The organism is Streptomyces changanensis (assembly GCF_024600715.1).
Lineage (GTDB): Bacteria > Actinomycetota > Actinomycetes > Streptomycetales > Streptomycetaceae > Streptomyces > Streptomyces changanensis.
In genome coordinates this window covers 4,836,621-4,858,127 of sequence record NZ_CP102332.1, presented here as the reverse complement: position 1 = coordinate 4,858,127, position 21,507 = coordinate 4,836,621, and the positions used below count along the sequence as shown (strand labels likewise).

General features: G+C 73.8%; 23 protein-coding genes. 6 read left to right on the top strand and 17 right to left on the bottom strand.

The features are described from left to right. Window positions 1–132: 132 nt before the first annotated feature. From rnc to NRO40_RS21575, 8 genes are all read right to left on the bottom strand, one after another. Entirely contained in the window at window positions 133–1,002 is an 870-nt protein-coding gene (gene rnc, locus NRO40_RS21610; protein WP_058942306.1) for a ribonuclease III, read from the bottom strand. A 20-nt stretch (window positions 1,003–1,022) separates the two neighbouring features. Next, window positions 1,023–1,196, bottom strand: coding sequence for a 50S ribosomal protein L32 (gene rpmF, locus NRO40_RS21605; RefSeq protein ID WP_015036448.1), 174 nt, complete (start codon window positions 1,194–1,196; stop codon window positions 1,023–1,025). 2 nt (window positions 1,197–1,198) lie between these two features. Continuing rightward, window positions 1,199–1,813: a YceD family protein gene (locus tag NRO40_RS21600; RefSeq protein ID WP_198549337.1), complete on the bottom strand. Its 615-nt coding sequence runs from the start codon at window positions 1,811–1,813 to the stop codon at window positions 1,199–1,201. Between the two features lie 216 nt (window positions 1,814–2,029). Then, the gene (locus tag NRO40_RS21595) at window positions 2,030–3,250 is read right to left on the bottom strand and encodes an ATP synthase F0 subunit B (RefSeq protein ID WP_058942304.1); all 1,221 of its coding nucleotides are present in this window, start codon (window positions 3,248–3,250) and stop codon (window positions 2,030–2,032) included. Window positions 3,251–3,361: 111 nt separating this feature from the next. Further along, window positions 3,362–3,841: a pantetheine-phosphate adenylyltransferase gene (coaD, locus tag NRO40_RS21590; RefSeq protein ID WP_058942303.1), complete on the bottom strand. Its 480-nt coding sequence runs from the start codon at window positions 3,839–3,841 to the stop codon at window positions 3,362–3,364. Between the two features lie 26 nt (window positions 3,842–3,867). Next, window positions 3,868–4,452 (bottom strand): 16S rRNA (guanine(966)-N(2))-methyltransferase RsmD, encoded by a 585-nt coding sequence (gene rsmD, locus NRO40_RS21585; protein WP_058942302.1) that lies wholly within the window; start codon window positions 4,450–4,452, stop codon window positions 3,868–3,870. Between the two features lie 215 nt (window positions 4,453–4,667). Continuing rightward, window positions 4,668–6,794: an ATP-dependent DNA helicase RecG gene (recG, locus tag NRO40_RS21580; RefSeq protein WP_058942320.1), complete on the bottom strand. Its 2,127-nt coding sequence runs from the start codon at window positions 6,792–6,794 to the stop codon at window positions 4,668–4,670. Between the two features lie 158 nt (window positions 6,795–6,952). After that, window positions 6,953–8,644, bottom strand: a complete 1,692-nt coding sequence (locus NRO40_RS21575) for a DAK2 domain-containing protein (protein ID WP_232791070.1) — start codon at window positions 8,642–8,644, stop codon at window positions 6,953–6,955. A gap of 277 nt (window positions 8,645–8,921) precedes the next feature. On the opposite strand from NRO40_RS21575, the gene rpmB reads away from it, so the two are divergent. Continuing rightward, on the top strand, window positions 8,922–9,107 hold the full coding sequence (gene rpmB / locus NRO40_RS21570; protein ID WP_003957616.1) for a 50S ribosomal protein L28: 186 nt from the start codon (window positions 8,922–8,924) through the stop codon (window positions 9,105–9,107). A gap of 271 nt (window positions 9,108–9,378) precedes the next feature. On the opposite strand, the gene thiD is transcribed toward rpmB, so the two are convergent. Next, a complete protein-coding gene (gene thiD / locus NRO40_RS21565) occupies window positions 9,379–10,188 on the bottom strand; it encodes a bifunctional hydroxymethylpyrimidine kinase/phosphomethylpyrimidine kinase (protein WP_058942301.1) in 810 nt (269 codons plus the stop codon). After that, the gene (locus NRO40_RS21560; RefSeq protein WP_058942318.1) at window positions 10,185–11,159 is read right to left on the bottom strand and encodes a thiamine-phosphate kinase; all 975 of its coding nucleotides are present in this window, start codon (window positions 11,157–11,159) and stop codon (window positions 10,185–10,187) included. The genes thiD and NRO40_RS21560 overlap by 4 nt, the downstream gene beginning before the upstream one ends. 263 nt (window positions 11,160–11,422) lie before the next feature. Here NRO40_RS21560 and NRO40_RS21555 point away from each other — a divergent pair, with 263 nt between their 5' ends. Both NRO40_RS21555 and NRO40_RS21550 read left to right on the top strand, forming a co-directional pair. After that, complete coding sequence (locus NRO40_RS21555) at window positions 11,423–11,656, top strand: Lrp/AsnC family transcriptional regulator (RefSeq protein ID WP_058942300.1); 234 nt, start codon at window positions 11,423–11,425, stop codon at window positions 11,654–11,656. 20 nt (window positions 11,657–11,676) lie between these two features. After that, entirely contained in the window at window positions 11,677–12,162 is a 486-nt protein-coding gene (locus NRO40_RS21550; protein WP_058942299.1) for a DUF3515 domain-containing protein, read from the top strand. A gap of 124 nt (window positions 12,163–12,286) precedes the next feature. Here the strand turns inward: NRO40_RS21550 and NRO40_RS21545 are convergent, their stop codons facing one another. The 3 genes from NRO40_RS21545 to NRO40_RS21535 are packed head-to-tail and all read right to left on the bottom strand — an operon-like array spanning window position 12,287 to window position 15,229. Then, on the bottom strand, window positions 12,287–13,435 hold the full coding sequence (locus NRO40_RS21545; protein ID WP_058942298.1) for a D-alanine--D-alanine ligase family protein: 1,149 nt from the start codon (window positions 13,433–13,435) through the stop codon (window positions 12,287–12,289). A 34-nt stretch (window positions 13,436–13,469) separates the two neighbouring features. Next, window positions 13,470–14,480, bottom strand: coding sequence for an NAD(P)H-dependent glycerol-3-phosphate dehydrogenase (locus NRO40_RS21540; RefSeq protein ID WP_058942297.1), 1,011 nt, complete (start codon window positions 14,478–14,480; stop codon window positions 13,470–13,472). Then, the gene (locus tag NRO40_RS21535; protein WP_058942296.1) at window positions 14,477–15,229 is read right to left on the bottom strand and encodes a lysophospholipid acyltransferase family protein; all 753 of its coding nucleotides are present in this window, start codon (window positions 15,227–15,229) and stop codon (window positions 14,477–14,479) included. The genes NRO40_RS21540 and NRO40_RS21535 overlap by 4 nt, the downstream gene beginning before the upstream one ends. Before the next feature lie 147 nt (window positions 15,230–15,376). On the opposite strand from NRO40_RS21535, the gene cofC reads away from it, so the two are divergent. Both cofC and NRO40_RS21525 read left to right on the top strand, forming a co-directional pair. Continuing rightward, window positions 15,377–16,126 carry a 2-phospho-L-lactate guanylyltransferase gene (gene cofC, locus NRO40_RS21530; protein WP_079047071.1) on the top strand — a complete coding sequence of 250 codons (750 nt, stop codon included), beginning with the start codon at window positions 15,377–15,379 and terminating at the stop codon, window positions 16,124–16,126. 191 nt (window positions 16,127–16,317) lie between these two features. After that, a complete protein-coding gene (locus NRO40_RS21525) occupies window positions 16,318–16,521 on the top strand; it encodes a hypothetical protein (RefSeq protein WP_058942317.1) in 204 nt (67 codons plus the stop codon). A gap of 194 nt (window positions 16,522–16,715) precedes the next feature. Here NRO40_RS21525 and NRO40_RS21520 read toward each other — a convergent pair whose 3' ends face one another. The 4 genes from NRO40_RS21520 to leuC all read right to left on the bottom strand — a co-directional run bounded on the left by NRO40_RS21520 (window position 16,716) and on the right by leuC (window position 20,302). Next, window positions 16,716–17,393, bottom strand: coding sequence for an HU family DNA-binding protein (locus tag NRO40_RS21520; protein ID WP_058942295.1), 678 nt, complete (start codon window positions 17,391–17,393; stop codon window positions 16,716–16,718). Between the two features lie 142 nt (window positions 17,394–17,535). Further along, a complete protein-coding gene (locus NRO40_RS21515; RefSeq protein ID WP_058942294.1) occupies window positions 17,536–17,763 on the bottom strand; it encodes an SCO5555 family protein in 228 nt (75 codons plus the stop codon). 508 nt (window positions 17,764–18,271) lie between these two features. Further along, window positions 18,272–18,865, bottom strand: coding sequence for a 3-isopropylmalate dehydratase small subunit (gene leuD, locus NRO40_RS21510; RefSeq protein ID WP_058942293.1), 594 nt, complete (start codon window positions 18,863–18,865; stop codon window positions 18,272–18,274). 6 nt (window positions 18,866–18,871) lie between these two features. Further along, window positions 18,872–20,302: a 3-isopropylmalate dehydratase large subunit gene (gene leuC / locus NRO40_RS21505; RefSeq protein WP_058942292.1), complete on the bottom strand. Its 1,431-nt coding sequence runs from the start codon at window positions 20,300–20,302 to the stop codon at window positions 18,872–18,874. 188 nt (window positions 20,303–20,490) lie between these two features. Between leuC and ndgR the strand changes: the two genes are divergently transcribed. Continuing rightward, entirely contained in the window at window positions 20,491–21,207 is a 717-nt protein-coding gene (gene ndgR / locus NRO40_RS21500; RefSeq protein WP_058942291.1) for an IclR family transcriptional regulator NdgR, read from the top strand. Window positions 21,208–21,507 lie beyond the last annotated feature (300 nt).

Here is a 21,507-nt window from a genome sequence, read left to right as displayed (position 1 = left end):
GGAGGACGGGGAACGGGGGAAGCCCCGCCGTACCGGAAGGCCGGTGCGACGGGGCGGAAGCGGGACAGGAGCCGGGCGGGCCCGTCCGGACCCGTGGGGTCCGGACGGGCCTCAGGCCGTCCGGCCGTGCCTTCAGGCCGAGGCCGGGTCGGCCGCGGCCGTCGCCTCGGGGCTGCCGGCGGGGCCCGCCGGCTCGGGAACGGGAGAGGGAGAGCGGTCGGCGACCTCTCCGGCCTCGGCAGCGGCCTTCGCCGCCGCCTCCCGCTCGTCCGCGGCGGCACGGATGGCCCGCCAGGCGGACTCCGCGGCCTGCTGCTCCGCTTCCTTCTTGCTGCGGCCGGTGCCGGTGCCGTACGAGACACCACCGACGCGGGCAGCAGCAGTGAAGGTCTTCTCGTGGTCCGGACCGGTCTCGGTGACCAGGTACTCCGGGACGCCGAGGCCCTCGGCCGCGGTCAGCTCCTGGAGGCTGGTCTTCCAGTCCAGGCCGGCGCCGAGGTTCGAGGACTTCTCGATCAGCGGGTCGAAGAGCCGGTGCACCAGCTCGGACGCCGCGTCGAGGCCCTGGTCGAGGTAGACCGCGCCGATCACCGCTTCGAGGGTGTCGGCGAGGATGGACGCCTTGTCCCGGCCGCCCGTGCCCTCTTCACCGCGGCCGAGCCGGATGAAGGAGCCCAGGTCGAGGCCGCGGCCGACCTCCGCCAGCGCACGCGAGTTGACCACCGCGGCCCGCAACTTGGCCAGCTGGCCTTCGGGCAGGTCGGGGTGGGTGCGGTACAGCGTGTCCGTGACCACCAGGCCGAGCACGGAGTCCCCGAGGAACTCCAGCCGCTCGTTGGTGGGCAGACCGCCGTTCTCGTACGCGTACGAACGGTGGGTCAGCGCACGCACCAGAAGGGCGGACTCGAGTCGGTACCCGAGCCGCCCTTCCAGAAGCGTGTGGGACGAGGCCGTGTTGTCCGCCTGCTTCTTGGCGTCATCCGCCGTTTCGTGGCTAGACACGGTGCCTCTCACCAGCCCGCTCAGACCGAGAGGACCTGGCGCTTGTTGTACGTGCCGCAGCTGGGGCACGCGATGTGCTGCAGCTTCGGCTCCTGGCAACGCTCGCACGAAACCAGGGTGGGGACCGCAGCCTTCCACTGCGACCGGCGGTGGCGCGTGTTGCTGCGCGACATCTTCCGCTTCGGAACAGCCACGGCTACTTCTCCTGCTTCTCGTCGACGCCCGCTTCGGCGCCGCTCATGTCGTCCTTCTCGTCGGTTCCGAGTGAACCAGCGAGTCCCTGCAGTGCCGCCCAACGGATGTCGACGGCGTCATGGTGGTGGTCCGGGTTCTCGTTCAGGTCCGCGCCGCATTCGGCGCAGAGCCCGGCACAGTCCTCCCGGCACACCGGCTGCATCGGCAGTGCGAGCACCACCGCATCACGCAGCAAGGGCTCGAGGTCGAACATTCCGTCCTCGAGGGGGGTGACGTCCTCGTCCTCCTCGGCAGCGTCGTCCGCGGCCGCCTTGCGGTGGCCCCGGGCATCGTCGCTGTCGGGGTTGGGGTACGAGAACATCTCCTGGTAGTCCGCGGCGACCTCTCGGCGCAGCGGCACCAGACACCTTACGCACTCCCCCTCGGCGGTCGCACGGGCGGTGCCCGTGACGAGCACCCCTTCCATGACCGACTCGAGGCGGAGGTCGAGCTCGACGGGCGAGCCCTCCGGTACGCCGATGACTCCGTCGATGCCGAGGTCGGCGGCTGCCGCCACCTCGCGGGTGATCCGCTGGAGGGCACCAGGACGCCGCCCCAGCTCGTGCGTGTCGAACACGAGGGGGTTGCGGTGGTCGAGGCGCGTGCTCAGGGTTCTTCCTGCTTTCGGAATCGGGAGGGGGCCGCCCTGCTCGCGCTACGGGGCCGGGTGGGCAGCCGGGATCGCGGACGTACTCGCGACCGAAGAGCCAGGATACTGGACGCTTCGCCCAGGGCCCAATCGGGCGGTCGCGGCCGACCCGCGACCGTCTCGGCAGCGCCGGTCGCGGCCGTGTCAGCGGCCCTGGTCGTGGCCCTGCTCGTAGCGGCGCAGCTGCTCCAGGTCGATCATGCCCGTGTCGAAGAAGCTCGTCTCGTCCAGTGCGGCGCCCTGCTGCGCCGGCGGGAGCGGCGGCGCCGGGGGCTGCTGCTGGTAGGCGTAGGGGTCGGGGCCGCCGCCGTAGCCCTGGGGCTGGGCGTAGCCCCCCTGGTCGTACCCCTGCGGGCCCTGGTCGTACCCCTGCGGGCCCTGGTCGTAGCCCTGGGTGCCCCCCTGGTCGTAGCCCTGCGGGCCCTGGTCGTAGCCATGCTGGGCCTCGTAGCCCTGCGGGGCCTGGTCGTAGCCCTGCTGGGGGTAGGCGTACGGGTCCTGCTGGTACGCGTAGGCGCCCTGGGGCTGCTGGGGCTGCTGGGCCGGGTAGCCGTACGGGTCGGGCTGCCGCGCGGGCGGCGGCGGGGACTGCTGCGGTACGGCACCGGCGGCGGGCGTCGCGGCCGGCTCCGGGTCGGCCGGCTCGGCGAGGCCGGCGAGGTAGTCGGCGTCGCTGGTGTGCAGCTGCCCGGGGCCCGCGGCGTCCTGGGCGGCCATGTGCTCGCCGAGGGCGTCGGCCTCGGAGCGGCCGTGGAGCTTCTGGCGGCCACGGCCGACCGCTTCGAGGGTCTTGCTGAGGACGGCCTCGAAGGCGCTCAGCTTGGCGTCGACGTAGGCGTCGGCCCGCTGGACGAGGGTCTGCGGGTCGGAGCTGTACTCGGGGGCGTCCTCGTCGGCGAACCCCTGCTCGTCCAGACCCGGGCCGCGGCCGAGGAGCTTCTCGCGCCCGCGGTCGACGGAACCGATGGTCTTGGTGAGGACGACCTCGAAGTTGGCGAGCTTGGAGTCGACGTAGTCGTCGGCCTCGGCACGGATCTCCTCGGCCTCGCGGCGGGCCTCGGCGAGGATGCGGTCGGCCTCCTCCTGGGACCTGCGGGCCACCTGGCTGTCGGAGATGAGGGAGCCGCGCTCGGCGTGGGCCGCCTCGATGATCCGCTCGGCCTCGCGGCGGGCCTGCTCGACCAGCTGCTCTCGGCCGCCGATGAGCTCCTCGGCCTGGGCGAGGGAGCCCGGCAGGGCCTGGCGCACCTCGTCCAGCAGCGCGAGCAGTTCCGCGCGGTTCACCACGCAGGAGGCCGACATGGGCATGGAGCGCGCGCTCCCGACCGCCTCGACGATGTCGTCGAGCTTCTTCTGCACGTCCACCGTGTGCTCGCCACTCTCTACAGCCGGATGGGAAGACGGACGCCACGACTGTACGGCCAGCGGGGGCCCGCCGGAGACCATCTGACGCCCTGTCAGACGATCACTCCGGGGTCACTTCTCGCGCAGCCGCGCGACCAGCGCCTCGTGGACCGCCGGCGGCAGCAGGTGCGAGACGTCGCCGCCCCACGCCGCCACCTCCTTGACCAGGGAGGAGGAGAGGAAGCTGTAGGTGGGGTTGGTCGGCACGAAGAGGGTCTCGACACCGGTGAGGCCGTTGTTCATCTGGGCCATCTGCAACTCGTAGTCGAAGTCGCTGACCGCGCGCAGCCCCTTGACGATGGCCGGGATGCCGCGGTCCTTGCAGAAGTCGACCAGCAGACCGTGGTGGGCCTCGACCTCGACGTTGTCGTACTCGCCGGTGACCTCGCGGATGAGGTCCATCCGCTCCTCGACGGTGAACAGGCCCTGCTTCGACTTGTTGATCATCACGGCCACGTGCACGACGTCGTACAGCTTGGAGGCGCGGGCGATGATGTCGAGATGTCCGTTGGTGATGGGGTCGAACGACCCCGGACAGACTGCTCGGCGCAACTGAAGTCCCTCGCTCTCCGGTCCGGTCATGGTGCGTCTTCGCACGTAGAGGCGGCGCGACCGTACCAAAACGTTCCCTCGCCGTAGCGACGGGACCGTAGCGGCTCGAACCCTTCCGGCCAGCCGAACGCCCCACCCCTGGTGCTGCGCTCCACGGTGACGAGCGCGTCCTGCGCGAGCCAGCCCTGGGAGCGGAGTGTGAGGAGTATCTCGCGAAGATCGTCGTCCGGGACGGCGTACGGCGGGTCGAGGAAGACCGCATCGTACGGCTCGGCCGGCGCGGGGCCCGCGGCGGCCTGCTCGGCCCGGCCGGTGCGGACCTCGGCGCCCGGCAGGCCGAGGGCGCGGACGTTCTCCCGGACGGTGCGGGCGGCGCGGGCGTCGGCCTCGACGAGCAGGACGTGCGAGGCGCCGCGGGACAGGGCCTCCAGGCCGACGGCGCCCGACCCGGCGTACAGGTCGGCGACGCGGATGCCGTCGAGGGTGCCGAGGAGCGACTCCCAGGTGGAGAACAGGGCCTCGCGCGCCCGGTCCGAGGTGGGTCGGGTGCCGTTGCCCGGCGGTACGGCCAGGCGGCGTCCGCCGGCCGTGCCGGCGATCACGCGGGTCATGTCAGTCCTTGTCTCGGTCGTCCGCGGGCTCCGTGGTCCGCGGGCGTCGGCCGCCCACGGGCTCCGGTCGTCCGCGGGCTGCGACCTCGGGTCGTCCGCGGGCGGGTCGTCCGCGGGCCGTCGGTGCCGTCGTCCGCGGGCGTCGGTCGGCCGCGGGCGGGTTCGGCTCCCGCGGTCTCGCTCCCACGATATGGGCAGACCGGCCCCGGCGTGCGTCAGCCCTTCTCCAGGTACTGCTCCCGCTCCTCGTCGAGGAGGGCGGCCAGGGCGGTGCGCAGCTCCGGGAGGTGCTCCAGTTCGGGGTCGGCGGCGACGACTGCCACGGCCTCCTCGCGGGCGGCGGCGATGACCTCCTCGTCCTCGATGACGGCGAGCACTCGCAGGGAGGAGCGGACACCGGACTGGGCCTGGCCGAGCACATCGCCCTCGCGGCGCTGTTCCAGGTCGATGCGGGAGAGCTCGAAGCCGTCGAGGGTGGCGGCGACGGCGGCCAGGCGCCCGCGGGCCGGGCTCGCCTCGGGCATCTCCGTGACCAGCAGGCAGAGCCCCGGGGCGGAGCCGCGGCCCACGCGACCGCGCAGCTGGTGGAGCTGGGAGACGCCGAACCGGTCCGCGTCCATGATCACCATCGCGGTGGCGTTCGGGACGTTCACGCCGACCTCGATGACGGTCGTCGCGACCAGGACGTCCGCCTCGCCCGCGGCGAAGCGGCGCATGACGGCGTCCTTGTCGTCAGGGAGCATCCTGCCGTGCAGGACCTCGACGCGCAGGCCCGCGAGCGGGCCCTTCGCCAGGTGGTCGGCGACGTCCAGGACGGCGAGCGGGGGCCGCTTGTCCGCCCCGTCGTCCTTGGCGGCCTTCCCCTTCCCCTCGTCCTCCTCGTCGCCGATGCGGGGGCAGACGACGTACGCCTGGTGGCCGTTCTCCACCTCCTCGCGGACCCGCTCCCAGGCGCGGGCCAGGAAGTGCGGCTTGTCGGCGGCCGGCACGACGTGGCTGGCGATCGGGGAGCGGCCGGCGGGCAGCTGGTCCAGGACGGAGGTCTCCAGGTCGCCGAAGACGGTCATCGCGACCGTGCGCGGGATCGGCGTGGCCGTCATGACGAGCAGGTGCGGCGGCTGCTTCCCCTTGCCGCGCAGGGCGTCGCGCTGCTCGACGCCGAAGCGGTGCTGCTCGTCGACCACCACCAGGCCGAGGTCGTGGAACTTGACCTTGTCCTCGATCAGCGCGTGCGTGCCGATGACGATGCCCGCCTCGCCGGTGACCAGGTCGAGCAGGGCGCTGCGGCGGGCGGAGGCGCTCATGGAGCCGGTGAGCAGCACGACCTTGGTGGCGTGCTCGGCGCCGCCCAGCATGCCGCCCTGGGCGAGCTCGCCCATCATCTCGGTGACGGAGCGGTGGTGCTGCTGGGCGAGGACCTCGGTGGGGGCGAGCATCGCCGCCTGCCCGCCCGCGTCCACGACGGCGAGCATCGCCCGGAGGGCGACCAGCGTCTTGCCGCTGCCGACCTCGCCCTGGAGGAGGCGGTGCATGGGGTGTTCGGTGGCCAGGTCGTCGAAGATCTCCTTCGACACCTTCTCCTGGCCCTCGGTGAGGGTGAACGGCAGCTTGGCGTCGAAGGCGTCCAGCAGTCCGCCCGGGACCGGCTCGCGCGCCACCGCGGGCAGTTGGGCGTCGGCGTACCGCCGGCGGGCGAGGGCGACCTGCAGGACGAACGCCTCGTCCCACTTGAGCCGTTCGCGCGCGTCGGCGACGTCGGCCCTGGTGCGCGGGCGGTGGATCCTGCGCAGGGCGTCGGGGAGGTCGGTGAGGCCGCGGCCCTCGCGCAGGGCGGGCGGCAGCGGGTCGAGGGCGTCCGCCGCGCGGGGCAGCACCGCGTCGACCGCCTTGGCGATCTTCCAGGACTCCAGCTTGGTCGTGGCGGGGTAGATCGGGATGAGCGCCCCGGCCCAGCTGTCGACGGCGCCGTCGCCCTCCTCGCCGCGCAGCAGCTCGTACGCGGGGTGGGCGAGCTGCGTCTTGCGGTTGAAGACGGAGACCTTGCCGGAGAACATCGCGCGCGTGCCGGGCAGGAGGTCCTTGTGCGGCTTGTGGACGCCCTTGCCGAAGAAGACCAGTTGCAGCCGACCGCTCCCGTCGGTGATGGTCACCTCCAGCCGCTGGCCGCGCCCCCGGGCGCCGTTGAACGTCAGGACGCGCGCGTCCGCGACACGGGCCACCACCGTGACGTGCTCGTCGAGCGGCAGGTCGGCGAGCGTGGTCAGCTCGCCCCGCTCGGCGTACCGCCGCGGGTAGTGGTGCAGGAGGTCGCCGACGGTGTGCAGGTCGAGGGCCTCGGCCATCACCTTGGCCGTGGCCGGACCGAGCACCTTCTTCAGCGGCTCACCGAGCACAGCGGTCTCTCCCTCGTGGTCGGAACTCCCCCCATTCCACACCACGCCGCTGACAGCGGGCGGCAGCCCCGCGGCCGGGACCCGTCACCACGCCCCGGGCGCGGCCGTCACTCGACGCCGATGAGCAGCGGCGCGTGCAGGCGGCCGCCGTGGTGGACGCAGGTGTCGACGGCGAGGTGGCGGGCGCGTACGTGCGCCTCCAGGCCGGCCGCGAGGGACGGCGGGGCGTCCGCGGCGAGGACCAGGGTGACCAGTTCGCCGCCGCCCGACAGCATCCGGTCCAGGACGTCCTGGGCCGTCCGCGCGAGGTCCTGGCCGATCACGGCGACGTCGCCGTCGATGAGGCCGAGGACGTCGCCGGCCTGGCACACGCCGGCGGAGGTGAACGACTGGTGTTCCGCGAGCGCCACCTCGCCGTACCGGGTGGCGCCGGCCGCCGCGGTCATGGCGACCACGTCCTCGTCGAAGCGGCGCCCCGGCTCGTGGACGGCGAGCGCGGCGATGCCCTGGACGGCGGCCCGGGTGGGGATGAGGGCGACGCGGACGCCCTCGGTGCGGGCCTGCTGGGCGGCCGCGGCGGCGGTGTGGCGCAGCTCGGTCGCGTTCGGCAGGAGGACCACCTCGCGCGCGTGGGCGCGGCGGATCGCGTCGACCAGCTCGCCGCTGCCCGGGGCTTCGCCGGGCCGGGCGAGCACGGTGGTGGCGCCGGCCCGCGCGCACAGCTCGGCGAGGCCCTCGCCCGGTACGACGGCGACGACGGCGCGCTGTACCGGCTCGGCCGGTCCGGCGGCGGCCTTCGCGGCCTCGCCGGCGAAGTGCGTGACACGGATCCGGTGGGGGCGGCCCGCCTCGATGCCCGCCTCGACGGCGGCGCCCGCGTCGTCGACGTGGACGTGGACGTTCCACAGCCCGTCCCCGCCGACGACGACCAGCGAGTCTCCGAGGGCGTCGAGGCGGGCGCGCAGCCGGGCCACGGCGTCGTCGTCGGCCTCCAGCAGGTAGATGACCTCGTACGCGGGCCCGTCCACCGCGCAGGGCCCTCCGGGGGCGGGGGCGGGCGCCGCGGTGGTCGGGCGCGGGGCGTCGGTGCCGCGGCGGCGCCGGGTACGGGCGGGCGACTCGCCGGAGACGGCCTCCAGGAGGGCGCCGAGCACGGTGACGAGGCCGCGGCCACCCGCGTCCACGACCCCGGCACGGGCCAGCACGGCGAGCTGGGCCGGCGTCTCCTCCAGCGCGGCGCGGGCCCCCTCGTACGCGGCGCGGGCGACGGCCTCCAGCGACGGACCGACCACCAGGGCAGGGCCCCCCTCACCGGCCGCGCGGGCGGGGCCCGCGTCACCGGCCGCGCGGGCGGCGGCCGCGGCGACGCTCAGGATCGTGCCCTCGACGGGGTGGGCGACGGCCTGGCGTGCGGCGGCGGACGCGGTGTGCAGCGCCTCCACGAGATGGGGTCCGTCACATCCGCGGGCCAGGACCCCGGCCATGCCGCGCAACAGCTGCGCCAGGATGGTGCCGGAGTTGCCGCGGGCGCCGATGAGCGCGCCGTGGGCCAGCGCCCGTACGGCGTCGGCCGGGCCCGGGGTCGTGCCGCCCGCGGCGTGCGCCGTGAAGACGGCCTCCACGGCCTGGCCCGCGGCCTCGACGGTCAGGTAGAGGTTGGTGCCGGTGTCCCCGTCGGCGACCGGGTAGACGTTGATCGCGTCGATCTCCTCGCGCTCCCGACCGAGGGCGTCGAGGGCCAGCGCGCACCAGGCACGGATCGCTGCGGGGTCGAGGTCCCGCCCCAACTTGTCCGGCACCTGGTGATCCTCCTCGGGGGTCCCCCACGGCCCGGGCACCGGGTGTGGGCTGCACCGCAGGGTAGACCCCGATCGGGTCCGGGGCCGGGTCGGGTGCCCGGCCGACCGTGGTAGTTTCGTTCTACCGAAGTGGCCGTTGTATGCTGCTCCGGTTGCCCGATGAAAGTCGGGCCATCCCCCGGCAACGCCACTTCAGTCACCGACCTCTCACGTCACCGACCTGATTCCGGCTCGCCGGATTTCACTGTACGTGCACCTGAAGTCTTTGGAGTGACCCGTGGCTGCCAACTGCGACGTCTGCGGCAAGGGGCCGGGCTTCGGCAACAACATTTCGCACTCGCACCGCCGTACGTCCCGTCGCTGGAACCCGAACATCCAGCGCGTGCGTGCCGTGGTCGGTCGGACGCCGAAGCGGCTCAACGTCTGCACCTCGTGCATCAAGGCCGGCAAGGTCTCGCGCTAATCACGGTTTTCCCCGCGTGAGCGGGGGTGATCCGCGGCGACGTTTCGTCGTAGCGCAGCCTCTGCGGTTGCCTTGGAAGCCGGTCCACCTTCGGGTGGGCCGGCTTCTTGCTGTGCCCGGTCGCCGTTACCCGGGGCGCCGGCCCGGGGCCCTCGGCCCCCTGACCGGCGCGTGGGGCGGCGGGGGCCGGTGGCTGGCCGGTCAGGGGCGGGGGCCGGTGGGACGTGCGGACCGGTCAGCGGGTGCGCGCCGGTCAGGGCGTGCGGGCCGGTCAGGGGGTGCGGAACCGCCAGCCGTGGTCGACCGGGCCGATCCCGCCGCCCAGGGCGAAGCCGGTCGCGATGGCCCCGGTGACGTACTCCTTGGCCCCGCGCACCGCGTCCGGCACGGCGAGGCCCTTCGCCAGGCCCGCGGCGACCGCGGAGGCGAGGGTGCAGCCCGTGCCGTGGGTGTGCCGGTTGTCGTGGCGGGGGGCCCGCAGCCAGTGCTCCTCGCGGCCGTCGGTCAGCAGGTCGACCGCCTCGGCGCCGTCGGGCAGGTGCCCGCCCTTGATCAGCGCCCAGCGGGGCCCGAACTCCAGCACGGCGCCGGCCGCCCGCCGCAGGTCGCCCTCCGCCGTCACGCGCACCCCGGTGAGCTGGGCCACCTCGTCGAGGTTCGGCGTCGCCACCGTCGCCACCGGCAGCAGCCGCTCCCGCACGGAGTCGAGGGCGGACTCCGCGAGCAGGGGGTCGCCGTGCTTGGAGACGCCGACCGGGTCCACGACCGCGGGGGCGTCCGTCCCGGCCAGCAGCTCGGCCACCGCCTCGACGAGCGCCGCCGACGCGAGCATGCCGGTCTTCACGGCCTGCACGCCGATGTCGTCGACGACGCTGCGGTACTGCGCCCGCACCGCCTCCTCCGGCAGCTCCCAGGCGCCCTGGACGCCCAGCGAGTTCTGCGCGGTGACGGCGGTGAGCACGCTCATGCCGTGGACCCCGAGGGCCAGCATCGTCTTCAGGTCCGCCTGGACGCCGGCGCCGCCCCCGGAGTCGGATCCGGCGACGGTCAGCACCCGCGGCGGCGCCGTGCGGGGGCTCACTCCCCGGACCCGTACGGGCCGCCGAAGTGGTCCCAGCCGCCCGCGCTGTGCCAGGGCGCGCCGTCGACGGTGACCTGGGGCAGCGCCGAGGGGTTGAGGACTGCGCCGATGACCTTCCAGCGGGCGGGCAGTTTCACGTCCGGCGGGAACGTGGCCACGATGGCGTGGTCCTCTCCCCCGGTGAGGACCCACTGGATCGGGTCGACCCCGACGGCCTGGCCGATGTCGTTCATCTGCGTGGGGATGTCGATGGCGGCCGAGCGCAGGTCGATGCGGACCTTGCTGGCCTCGGCGATGTGCCCGAGGTCGGCGATCAGACCGTCACTGACGTCGCACATCGCGGTCGCGCCCAGAGCGGCCGCCGCGGGACCCGCGTGGTACGGGGGCTCCGGGCGGCGGTGGGCCTCGACGAAGGCGCGGGGGGAGCGGAAGCCGCGGGAGAGGACCGCGTAGCCGGCGGCGGACCAGCCGAGCCAGCCGGTGTAGGCCACGACGTCGCCGGGCTGGGCGCCGCCGCGGGTGACCGGTTCGTGGTTGCGCAGGTCGCCGAGGGCGGTGATGGAGACCGTGATGGTCTCGCCGCGCACGACGTCGCCGCCGACCACGGCCGCCCCCGCGACCTGGCACTCGTCGCGCAGCCCGTCCATCAGCTCGGTGGGCCAGGTGGCGGGGAGCTCGGCGGGGACGACCAGGCCGAGGAGGAGCGCGGTGGGGACGGCGCCCATGGCGGCGATGTCGGCGAGGTTCTGCGCGGCGGCCTTCCGCCCGACGTCGTACGCGGTGGACCAGTCGCGCCGGAAGTGGCGGCCCTCCAGCAGGATGTCCGTGCTGGCGACCACGCGCCGGTCGGGCGCGGCCACGACGGCGGCGTCGTCCCCGGGACCGACCCGGACCGCCGGGGTGGTGGTGAGCCGGGAGGTGAGCTCCCTGATGAGCCCGAACTCCCCGAGCTCGCCGACAGTGCCCTTCACCGAGGTCCACCTCTCCATGTCGTCGTCGGCTCACCGTACGACCGACTGGTCATCGTGCGGTTGCGGTCGCGAGCCGTCACTGCTGTGGTTACGGTCATCGAGACGGCCGGAGCCGTCAACTTCTGTCTGTCACGCGCCACACCGTGGACGCGTCCGGACCCGTGGGTCTCCCCGCGGCGCGGGGCGACGCGGTACCGTGGCGTCCCTTTCTCCCCTGGGCCCTCGCAGTCCAGGATGATCCCCTCGGCCGCCCTGGAGGTTTCGTGGTACAGGCGTACATCCTGATTCAGACCGAGGTGGGCAAGGCGTCGCTGGTCGCCGACACCATCGCGAAGATCCCCGGCGTGCTCCAGGCCGAGGACGTCACGGGCCCGTACGACGTGATCGTGCGCGCCCAGGCCGACACGGTCGACGAGCTCGGCCGCATGGTCGTGGCCAAGGTCCAGCAGGTGGAGGGCATCACCCGTACGCTGACCTGCCCGGTCGTCCACCTGTAGCCCCCGTCTACCCTGAGCCGGTGAAGTCCTCCCACCGGTACCTCCGCCCGTCCGCCGCGGCCGGCGCCGCCGCCGTGCTGCTGGCGACGGCCGCGGGCTGTTCCACGACGGGCGCCGGGGCGCCGGTCCCGGTCCCCCGCCCGGCCGCGGAGGAGGCCGCTGCCTGCCGGGCGCTGCACGCGGAGCTTCCGGACACGGTCGCGGGCCTGGGCCGGACCGGCACGGAGCCGCGTTCCGAACTGACCGCCGCGTGGGGGGACGGGGCGATCGTACTGCGCTGCGGGGTCCCCCGGCCCGCCAGGATGAGCGATCCGCAGGCGGAGGCGATCGAGGCGGACGGCGTGGGCTGGCTGGTGGAGCAGCGGGAGGGCGACGGCCCGCGCTTCACCACCACGTACCGCAAGGCGTACGTGGAGGTGTCGCTGGACGAGCGGTTCGCGCATGACACGGGGCCGCTCGTGGCGTTCGCCGGGCCCGTGAGCAGGACCGTCCCGCCGAGCGTGTGACCCCCGGGCCGCGGCCCGGCGCCCTCGGGGTGCCGGGCCGCGGCCCGCGGCGCGTTGCCCCGGCGGGGCGGGGCGCGTCACGGGCCGGTCGGGCCGCGCCGGCCGGGCCGGCGCGGGCCCGGGGCTAGCGCAGGCCGGTCGGGCGGCGCAGGGCGGCCTGGACGAGCCGGTCGATCAGCTCGGGGTAGTCGACGCCGCTCGCCTCCCACATGCGCGGGTACATCGAGATCGGGGTGAAGCCCGGCATGGTGTTGATCTCGTTGATGACGAACCGGCCCTCGTCGGTGAGGAAGAAGTCCGCGCGGACCAGGCCCTCGCAGGACGCCGCCTCGAACGCCGCGACGGCGAGCCGCTGCACCTCGGCGGTCTGCTCCGGGGTGATGGGGGCGGGCACGACGCCGGACGCCGAGTCGATGTACTTGGCCTCGAAGTCGTAGAAGTCGTGGTCGCCGACGGGCGGGATCCAGGCGGGGGCGCTGGCGCGCGGCCCGTCCTCGAACTCCAGGACGCCGCACTCGATCTCACGGCCGGTGAGCAGCGACTCGACGATGACCTTCGGGTCGTGGCGGCGAGCCTCGGCGACGGCTGCGTCGAGGCCGGACTCGTCCTCGACCTTGGTGATGCCGATGGAGGAGCCGGCGCGGGCCGGCTTCACGAACAGCGGCCAGCCGTGCTCGGCGGCGAAGTCGACGATCCGCCGGCGGGCGCCGGCCGGGTCGCCGTCCCACTCGCGGGGGCGGACCACCGTGTAGGGGCCGACGGGCAGGCCGAAGGAGGTGAAGACGCGCTTCATGTACTCCTTGTCCTGGCCGACCGCCGAGGCGAGGACGCCGGCGCCGACGTAGGGCACCCCGGCGAGCTCCAGCAGGCCCTGCAGGGTGCCGTCCTCGCCGTACGGGCCGTGCAGCACCGGGAAGACCACGTCGACCTCGCCGAGGGCCTTCGGCACGGAGCTGGGCTCCGTGTAGACGATCTCGCGGCTGGTGGGGTCGGCGGAGAGCACGACGCTGCCCTCGGCGGACTCGGCGAGGCCGTCGACGCTGGGCAGCGCCCGGTCGGTGATGGCCATCCGCTCCGGGGCGTCGGCCGTCAGCACCCAGCGGCCGTCGCCGGCGATGCCGATGGGCAGCACGTCGTACTTCGTCCGGTCGATGGCGCGCAGGACGGCGCCGGCCGTGACGACGGAGATGGCGTGCTCGGAGCTGCGTCCGCCGAAGACGACGGCCACGCGCGGCTTACGCCCGGGGCTGGTGGGGAGGTTCTCGCTGCTCATATCGCGATGAGCGTACCCGCTCGTAGGGACGGCGTCAGCGCCGCTCGGGCTTGGCGCTGCGCGCCATCAGCTCCTTGAGGGCCACCATCGGCGGCTTTCCCTCGTGGACGATGCCCACGACGGTCTCGGTGATCGGCATGTCGACACCGTGCCGGCGCGCCAGGTCCAGGACCGACTGGCAGGACTTGACCCCCTCGGCGGTCTGGCGGGTGACCGCGATGGTCTCCTGGAGGGTCATGCCCTTGCCGAGGTTCGTGCCGAAGGTGTGGTTCCGGGAGAGCGGCGAGGAACAGGTGGCGACGAGGTCGCCGAGACCGGCCAGGCCGGAGAAGGTGAGCGGGTCGGCTCCCATGGCGAGGCCGAGGCGGGTGGTCTCGGCGAGGCCGCGGGTGATGAGGGAGCCCTTGGCGTTGTCGCCGAGGCCCATGCCGTCCGCGATGCCGACGGCGAGGCCGATGACGTTCTTGACGGCACCGCCCAGTTCGCAGCCGACGACGTCGGTGTTGGTGTACGGGCGGAAGTAGGGGGTGTGGCAGGCGGCCTGGAGCCGCCGGGCGACGGCCTCGTCGCCGCAGGCCACGACCGCGGCGGCCGGCATGCGGGCCACGATCTCCTTGGCGAGGTTGGGTCCGGTGACGACGGCGACGCGGTCGGCGCCGACGCCGGCGACCTCCCGCACGACCTCGCTCATCCGCTTGCAGGTGCCGAGTTCGACGCCCTTCATCAGCGACACGAGGACGGTGTCGGGGGCGAGCGCCGGCGCCCACGCGGCGAGGTTGCCGCGCAGCGTCTGGGAGGGGATGGCCAGCACCGTGAAGTCGGCGCCGGCGGCGGCCTCCGCGGGGTCGCAGGTGGCGCGGAGGTTGGCGGGCAGTTCGACCCCGGGGAAGTAGTCCGGGTTGGTCCGCGTGGTGTTGACGGCGTCGGCCACCTCGGGGCGGCGTCCCCAGAGGGTGACGTCGCAGCCGGCGTCGGCGAGGACCATGCCGAAGGCCGTGCCCCACGAGCCGGTGCCGAAGACGGCTGCCTTGACGGGGCGTGTCACTTGGCTTCCTCCCCTGCGACCCGGTGGCGCTGCGCCAGGCGGGCCCTGCGGTGGTCGTACGGTTCGTCGGGTGCCTTCTCGCCGCGGATGTCCTCCAGGAGCGCGGTGATGGCCCGCATGATCTCCTCGGTGGCCTCGCGCAGCACCTCGTTGGTGGGCTCCACGTCGAAGAAGCGTGACAGGTCGACGGGCGGGCCGGCCACCACGGTCAGCGTCTTGCGCGGGAAGAGGCGGAGCTTGTCCCGCTTGGCGTAGGGCGGCATGGCCAGGTTCGCGCCCCATTGGGCGACGGGGATGACGGGCACCTTGGTGAGCAGGGCGACGCGGGCGGCGCCGGTCTTGCCGGCCATGGGCCACATGTCGGGGTCGCGGGTGAGGGTGCCCTCCGGGTAGAAGGCCACGCACTCGCCGCGCTCGATGGCCGCGACGGCGGCGCGGAAGGCGTCCAGGGCGTTGGTGGTCTCGCGGTAGACGGGGATCTGGCCCGTGCCGCGGAGCATCATGCCGACGAAGGCGCCTTTGAACAGTCCGGCCTTCGCGAGGAACCGCGGCACGCGTCCGGTGTTGTACTGGTAATGCGCGTACGACAACGGGTCGAGGTACGAGTTGTGGTTGACAGCCGTGATGAATCCGCCGTCGGCCGGGATGTTCTCCGCTCCACGCCAGTCCCGCTTGAACAGAACCACCAGCGGCGGTTTTGCGATGACCGCCGCCAGGCGGTACCAGAAGCCGATTCTGCGGCGGGACACGCGGACACCTTCCTGCGGGACTGCTGGGAACTCGCTCTGGCCGGGGGTCAAGTGTCGCCCCGGGCCCCTGCTCTGTCGAGAACACGGTACGCCCCGCCTTCCGGGCGGGCTCTTCGGGTCGTGACCGGTCGCGCGACAATGGTCCGGATGGAAACGGACGGAGAGCCGGCGGCGCGGGCCGGCGCGGAGCGCGGCGCTGCGGGGCCCTGGTCGGTCGTGGTGCCGCTGAAGCCCCTCGCGCTGGCGAAGAGCAGGCTCGCGGACGCCGTCGGCCCGGCGGAGCGGCGGGGGCTCGCGCTGGCGTTCGCGCAGGACACGGTGGCGGCGGTGCTGGCCTGCCCGGCGGTACGGGATGTGGTGGTCGTCACGGACGACCGGCCGGCCGCGCGGGCGCTGGAGGCGCTCGGCGCGCGGGTGCTGCCCGACCGGCCGGGAGCGGGGCTCAACGCGGCGCTGTCCTACGGCGCCCGGGCGGTCCGGGAGCGGCGGCCACGGGCGCCGGTGGCGGCGCTGAACGCGGACCTCCCGGCGCTGCGCCCGGCGGAGCTGGCGCGGGTGCTGGCGGTGGCGGCGGCTTTTCCGCGGGCCTTTCTGGCGGATGCCGCGGATATCGGTACCACTTTCCTGTCGGCGGCGCCGGGAATGCAATTGCGGCCGGCTTTCGGGGGCGCCTCGCGGAGTCGGCATTCGTCGTCGGGCGCGGTGGAAATCCGGCTCGGCGGTGTGCCTTCCGTGCGCCGGGACGTGGACACGGAGGCGGACCTGCGGGCGGCGCTGGAGCTGGGCGTGGGGCGGTGGACGGCCGCACGCTGCCGGGCGGTGTCACGGACGGCGGGCCGAGCGGCTGGGGCGGCTGGGGCGGCTGGGACCGCTGGGCACGGTACGGCGGCGGGCTGAGCGGTCGGGGCGCCCTGGCGCCGTACGGCGGCGGACAGGGCGGGATGGTGGCTCGGTACGGCGGCGGGGTGGTGGCGCGGTACGGGCGGCGCGTGCGGGCGTACGAGGGATCCGGACGGGTCCTGGAGGGGCTCCCGGAGGGGCGCGGAGCGGCGGCGCGGGGCGCGGGCCGGTTGGATAGGCTGCGGGGCATGCAGGCGACCGCGTACACGTACGACCCCGAGACCCGCAGTGGCAGTGTGCTGCTGGACGACGGCACCCCGGTGGAGTTCGGCGCGGGGGCGTTCGACGCGGGCGGGCTGCTGCTCCTGCGGCCCGGGCAGCGCGTGCGGATCGAGACGGAGGGGCGCGGTGACGCCCTGCGGATCACGCTGGTGACGCTGCAGACGTTCTGACCCACGCGGTACGGGGCCGGCGGGCGGCGCACGGTCGGCGATCGGGCGGCGCGGCAGCCGCGGTCGGCGGTGACGACACGGCGGGCCGGGCTCCCGGGAGGGAGCCCGGCCCCGCGTGCGAGTGGTCCGGTGGGTGCCGCGGCCCGATGTGGCGGCCCGTGGGCGACGGTGGGTGGTCCGTGGGGTGGCGCCGGCTACTTGCTCCTGGCGGCGGACTTCTTGGCGGTGGTGGTCTTGCGCGCGGTGGTCTTCTTGGCCGGGGCCTTCTTGGCGGTGGCCTTCTTCGCCGGCGCGGTCTTCTTCGCCGTGGTCTTCTTGGCGGTGGCGTTGGCGGTGGTGGCCTTCTTCGCCGGGGTCGCCTTCTTGGCGGTGGTGGCCGAGGTGCTCTTCTTGGCGGCGGCCGTGGTGGTCTTCTTCGCCGGGGTCGCCTTCTTCGTGGCGGCGGCGGTGGTCTTCTTGGCGGGCGCCGTCTTCTTGGCGGCGGCCTTCTTGGTCGCGGCCTTCTTGGCGGCGGCCTTGGCGATGGTGGGCGGCGGGCCCGAAAGGCTGCCCTTCGGGGCCTTCTTGACGGCGACCTCACCGCCCTTGGGGAGCTTCTTGGAGCCGCTGACCAGGTCCTTGAAGCCCTGACCGGCGCGGAAGCGCGGAACCGAGGTCTTCTTCACCCGCACGCGCTCGCCGGTCTGCGGGTTGCGGGCGTAGCGGGCCGGACGCTCGACCTTCTCGAACGAGCCGAAGCCGGTGACCGAGACCCGGTCGCCGGCGACCACGGCACGGACGATCGCGTCGAGTACCGCGTCGACGGCGTCGGCGGCCTGCTGCCGGCCGCCCATCTTGTCGGCAATCGCTTCTACAAGCTGCGCCTTGTTCACGTCTTCCCCTTCGGAGACCTCGCCGGAACGAAAGTGTTCAAGCTTTTTCGCACGTTAGGCAGATATATACCGCAAATCAAACACGAAACGGGCTAATCACCCTTGTGCCGCAACGCAGTAGCGCTCCGCGGACTTCGGGTGGTCAGTCCCCTTCAGGGAATCGGCCCTCGTCGAGGTCCTTCATCAGCCGGTCGAGACGCCTTGCCGCGTCCGCGAGATCGTGCTTCGCCGCGGCCGTGACGACCAGCAGCTTCCGGGACAGCGCCATCCTTACGCCCTCCGGGACTTGCAGTGCGCGCACCCGGGAGTGCGCTTCTTTCAGCCGGGCCGCGACCGCCTCGTAGAGCTCGAGTTGGCTGTCGCGGTCCATGCGCCGATTGTGCCATCTGGGGCGAGTTGTCGCCTCCGTAGGGGGTAACTGGCCCGTTCCAGCGGCCCTTCGGGGCATGACCCGGCACGACCGGCGCGATGAGGTCCGTCTGCCCAACGTGGCTGGTCACAAACGTGGTTGGCCCTTCGATGGGCCGCTTTTCGGCGTCGTTCCGCGAGGTTGGGGCGGGCCCGCGCGGTGGCGCGTGGTGTCAGCCGGATGGCCGCGCGTGCACCCTCCGGCGGGACCGGATGGGCGTTTTCACGCCAGTGCCGGCCGCGACGGTGGCGGACCCGCCGGCACCGGAAGCGACGGCGCCGGACGGGCACCCCGGTGTCGGGCTCCACGGCGCCGGACGGGCACCCCGGTGTCGGGCGCGACGGTGTCGGGCGCCCCGGTGTCGGGCGCGACGGTGTCGGGCGCCCCGGTCTCGGGCGCGACGGTGCCCCCGGCCGTGGTCGGCCGGGGGCACCGGGCGGTTCGCGCGGGGCTCGGCGCCCCGGGCGAGTCAGGACTGCAGGGTGCGCGGCTTGTACGCCGGACGCTTCGCCTCGTACGCGGCGATGTCCGCCTCGTTCTGCAACGTGATGCTGATGTCGTCGAGGCCGTTGAGCAGCCGCCAGCGGGCGTTCTCGTCGAGCTCGAAGGGGGCGGTCACGCCCTCGGCGCGGACCTCGCGGGCGACCAGGTCGACCGTGACCTCGGCCTGCGGGTCGGCCTCGGTGAGCTCCCACAGCCGGTCCACGACCTCCTGGTCCAGGACCACCGTGAGCAGGCCGTTCTTCAGCGAGTTGCCGCGGAAGATGTCGGCGAAGCGGGAGGAGACGACGGCCTTGAAGCCGTAGTTCTGCAGCGCCCACACGGCGTGCTCGCGCGAGGAGCCGGTACCGAAGTCGGGGCCGGCGACCAGGACGGTCGCGCCCTGACGCTCGGGGCGGTTGAGGACGAACTCCGGGTCCTTGCGCCAGGCCTCGAACAGCCCGTCCTCGAAGCCGTCGCGGGTGACCTTCTTCAGCCAGTGCGCCGGGATGATCTGGTCGGTGTCGACGTTGCTGCGGCGCAGCGGGACGGCCCGGCCGGTGTGCGTGGTGAATGCTTCCATGGCTGATCAGACTCCAGCGGGCGTACGGGTTGCGGCGTCGGACAGGTCGGCCGGGGAGGCCAGGTGGCCCAGGACCGCCGAGGCGGCGGCGACCTGCGGGGACACCAGGTGCGTACGGCCGCCCTTGCCCTGCCGGCCCTCGAAGTTGCGGTTGGACGTGGACGCGGAGCGCTCGCCGGGCGCGAGTTGGTCGGGGTTCATGCCCAGGCACATGGAGCAGCCGGCGTGCCGCCACTCGGCGCCCGCCTCCTTGAAGACGCGGTCCAGGCCCTCGTCGACGGCCTGGAGGCCGACCCGGGCGGAACCGGGGACGACCAGCATGCGGACGCCGTCGGCGACCTTGCGGCCCTCGATGACGGCGGCGGCGGCGCGCAGGTCCTCGATGCGGCCGTTGGTGCAGGAGCCGACGAAGACGGTGTCGACCTTGATGTCACGCAGGGGCTGCCCGGCGGTCAGGCCCATGTACTCCAGCGCCTTCTCCGCGGCGAACCGCTCCGAAGCGTCTTCGTACGAAGCGGGGTCGGGGACGGACGCCGAAAGCGGAGCGCCCTGGCCGGGGTTGGTGCCCCAGGTGACGAAGGGGGACAGCTCGGTGGCGTCGATGACGACCTCGGCGTCGAAGACGGCGTCGTCGTCGGTCCGCAGGGTCTTCCAGTAGGCGACGGCCTCGTCCCAGTCGGCGCCCTGGGGGGCGTGGGCGCGACCCCGGAGGTAGGCGAAGGTGGTCTCGTCGGGGGCGATCATCCCCGCGCGGGCACCGGCCTCGATGGACATGTTGCAGATGGTCATGCGGGCCTCCATCGAGAGTTTCTCGATGGCGGGGCCCCGGTACTCCAGGACGTACCCCTGGCCGCCGCCGGTGCCGATGCGGGCGATGATCGCCAGGATGAGGTCCTTGGCGGTGACGCCCTCGGGCAGTTCGCCCTCGACGGTGATGGCCATGGTCCTGGGGCGGGCCATGGGCAGCGTCTGGGTGGCCAGCACGTGCTCGACCTGCGAGGTGCCGATGCCGAAGGCCAGCGCGCCGAAGGCGCCGTGGGTGGAGGTGTGGGAGTCGCCGCAGACGACCGTCATGCCGGGCTGGGTCAGTCCCAGCTGGGGGCCCACGACGTGGACGACGCCCTGCTCGACGTCGCCCAGCGGGTGCAGGCGGACGCCGAACTCCGCGCAGTTCCTGCGCAGGGTCTCCAGCTGGGCGCGGGAGACGGGGTCGGCGATGGGCTTGTCGATGTCGAGGGTCGGGGTGTTGTGGTCCTCGGTGGCGATGGTCAGGTCGAGCCTGCGCACCGGGCGGCCGCCCTTGCGCAGGCCGTCGAAGGCCTGGGGGCTGGTCACCTCGTGCAGCAGGTGCAGATCGATGAAGAGGAGGTCGGGCTCGCCCTCGGCGCGCCGGACGACGTGGTCGTCCCAGACCTTCTCCGCGAGTGTCCTACCCATCGCTTTCCCTCCGGCCGGCGTGGTGTGCCGGCGATCTAGAGAACGTGCGCCCACGCCCGTTCCACCCCGTGATCGCACGCGCTGGACGCCGGCAGCGGACCCGTGGATCCCGGGCCGCCCCTCCAGGTTGGCAAGATCTCGGGAAAATTGAACTTGCGTTTCACAGAGTGAGACGTGAGTATCGTTGCATGGACAACTCTAGCGGCGTCGGCGTTCTCGACAAGGCAGCTCTGGTTCTGAGCGCTCTGGAGTCCGGTCCGGCCACCCTCGCCGGGCTGGTCGCGGCGACCGGGCTCGCACGACCCACGGCCCACCGGCTGGCCGTGGCACTGGAACACCACCGGATGGTGGCGAGGGACATGCAGGGCAGGTTCATCCTGGGCCCGCGGCTAGCCGAGCTCGCCGCCGCGGCCGGTGAGGACCGCCTGCTGGCCACGGCGGGGCCCGTGCTCACGCACCTGCGCGACGTGACCGGGGAGAGTGCGCAGCTCTACCGGCGCCAGGGCGACATGCGGATCTGCGTGGCGGCCGCCGAGCGGCTGTCCGGGCTGCGGGACACGGTCCCGGTGGGCTCGACCCTGACGATGAAGGCCGGCTCGTCGGCGCAGATCCTCATGGCCTGGGAGGAGCCCGAGCGGCTGCACCGGGGCCTGCAGGGGGCCCGCTTCACGGCGACGGCCCTGTCGGGCGTGCGGCGCCGCGGCTGGGCGCAGTCGATCGGCGAGCGGGAGCCGGGCGTCGCGTCCGTCTCCGCGCCCGTGCGCGGCCCGTCCAACCGCGTGGTGGCCGCGGTCTCCGTCTCCGGCCCGATCGAGCGCCTGACGCGCCACCCGGGCCGGATGCACGCCCAGGCGGTCATCGACGCGGCCGGCCGCCTCTCGGAGGCCCTGCGCCGCTCGGGCTGACCCTCGGGAAGCCCTCCTGTCCATACCGCTCACGTCCGACCGCGTACCGGCCGGCCCCTCCGACGCCGCAGGGGCCGGCCGGCCGCGTGTCCGCGGCCGAGCACGCGGGGCGGGGTTTCCGTGGCGTCGATCGAGTACTACCCGCGCGAGGGGCCGCTGCCGCCGGGCCTGCGCGTCACGGCGACGCGGGCAGCGCACGGCGAGGGGCACCTTCGCCGGCCGCGCCTGGTCCGGGCGGCGATCCCCCGTCGGCCGGGTCCCGGTGGCGACGGTCCGCGGGGTGCTGGGCACGTGGACGAC

Coding starts and splice junctions, on each gene's coding strand:
- rsmD (WP_058942302.1), bottom strand. CDS start 4,452: ATGACCCGCGTGATCGCCGGCACGGCCGGCGGACGCCGCCTGGCCGTA.
- recG (WP_058942320.1), bottom strand. CDS start 6,794: ATGGCCGAGGCCCTCGACCTGCACACCGTCGGCGACCTCCTGCACCAC.
- NRO40_RS21545 (WP_058942298.1), bottom strand. CDS start 13,435: ATGAGCAGCGAGAACCTCCCCACCAGCCCCGGGCGTAAGCCGCGCGTG.
- cofC (WP_079047071.1), top strand. CDS start 15,377: ATGGAAACGGACGGAGAGCCGGCGGCGCGGGCCGGCGCGGAGCGCGGC.
- NRO40_RS21525 (WP_058942317.1), top strand. CDS start 16,318: ATGCAGGCGACCGCGTACACGTACGACCCCGAGACCCGCAGTGGCAGT.
- NRO40_RS21515 (WP_058942294.1), bottom strand. CDS start 17,763: ATGGACCGCGACAGCCAACTCGAGCTCTACGAGGCGGTCGCGGCCCGG.
- leuD (WP_058942293.1), bottom strand. CDS start 18,865: ATGGAAGCATTCACCACGCACACCGGCCGGGCCGTCCCGCTGCGCCGC.
- leuC (WP_058942292.1), bottom strand. CDS start 20,302: ATGGGTAGGACACTCGCGGAGAAGGTCTGGGACGACCACGTCGTCCGG.
- ndgR (WP_058942291.1), top strand. CDS start 20,491: ATGGACAACTCTAGCGGCGTCGGCGTTCTCGACAAGGCAGCTCTGGTT.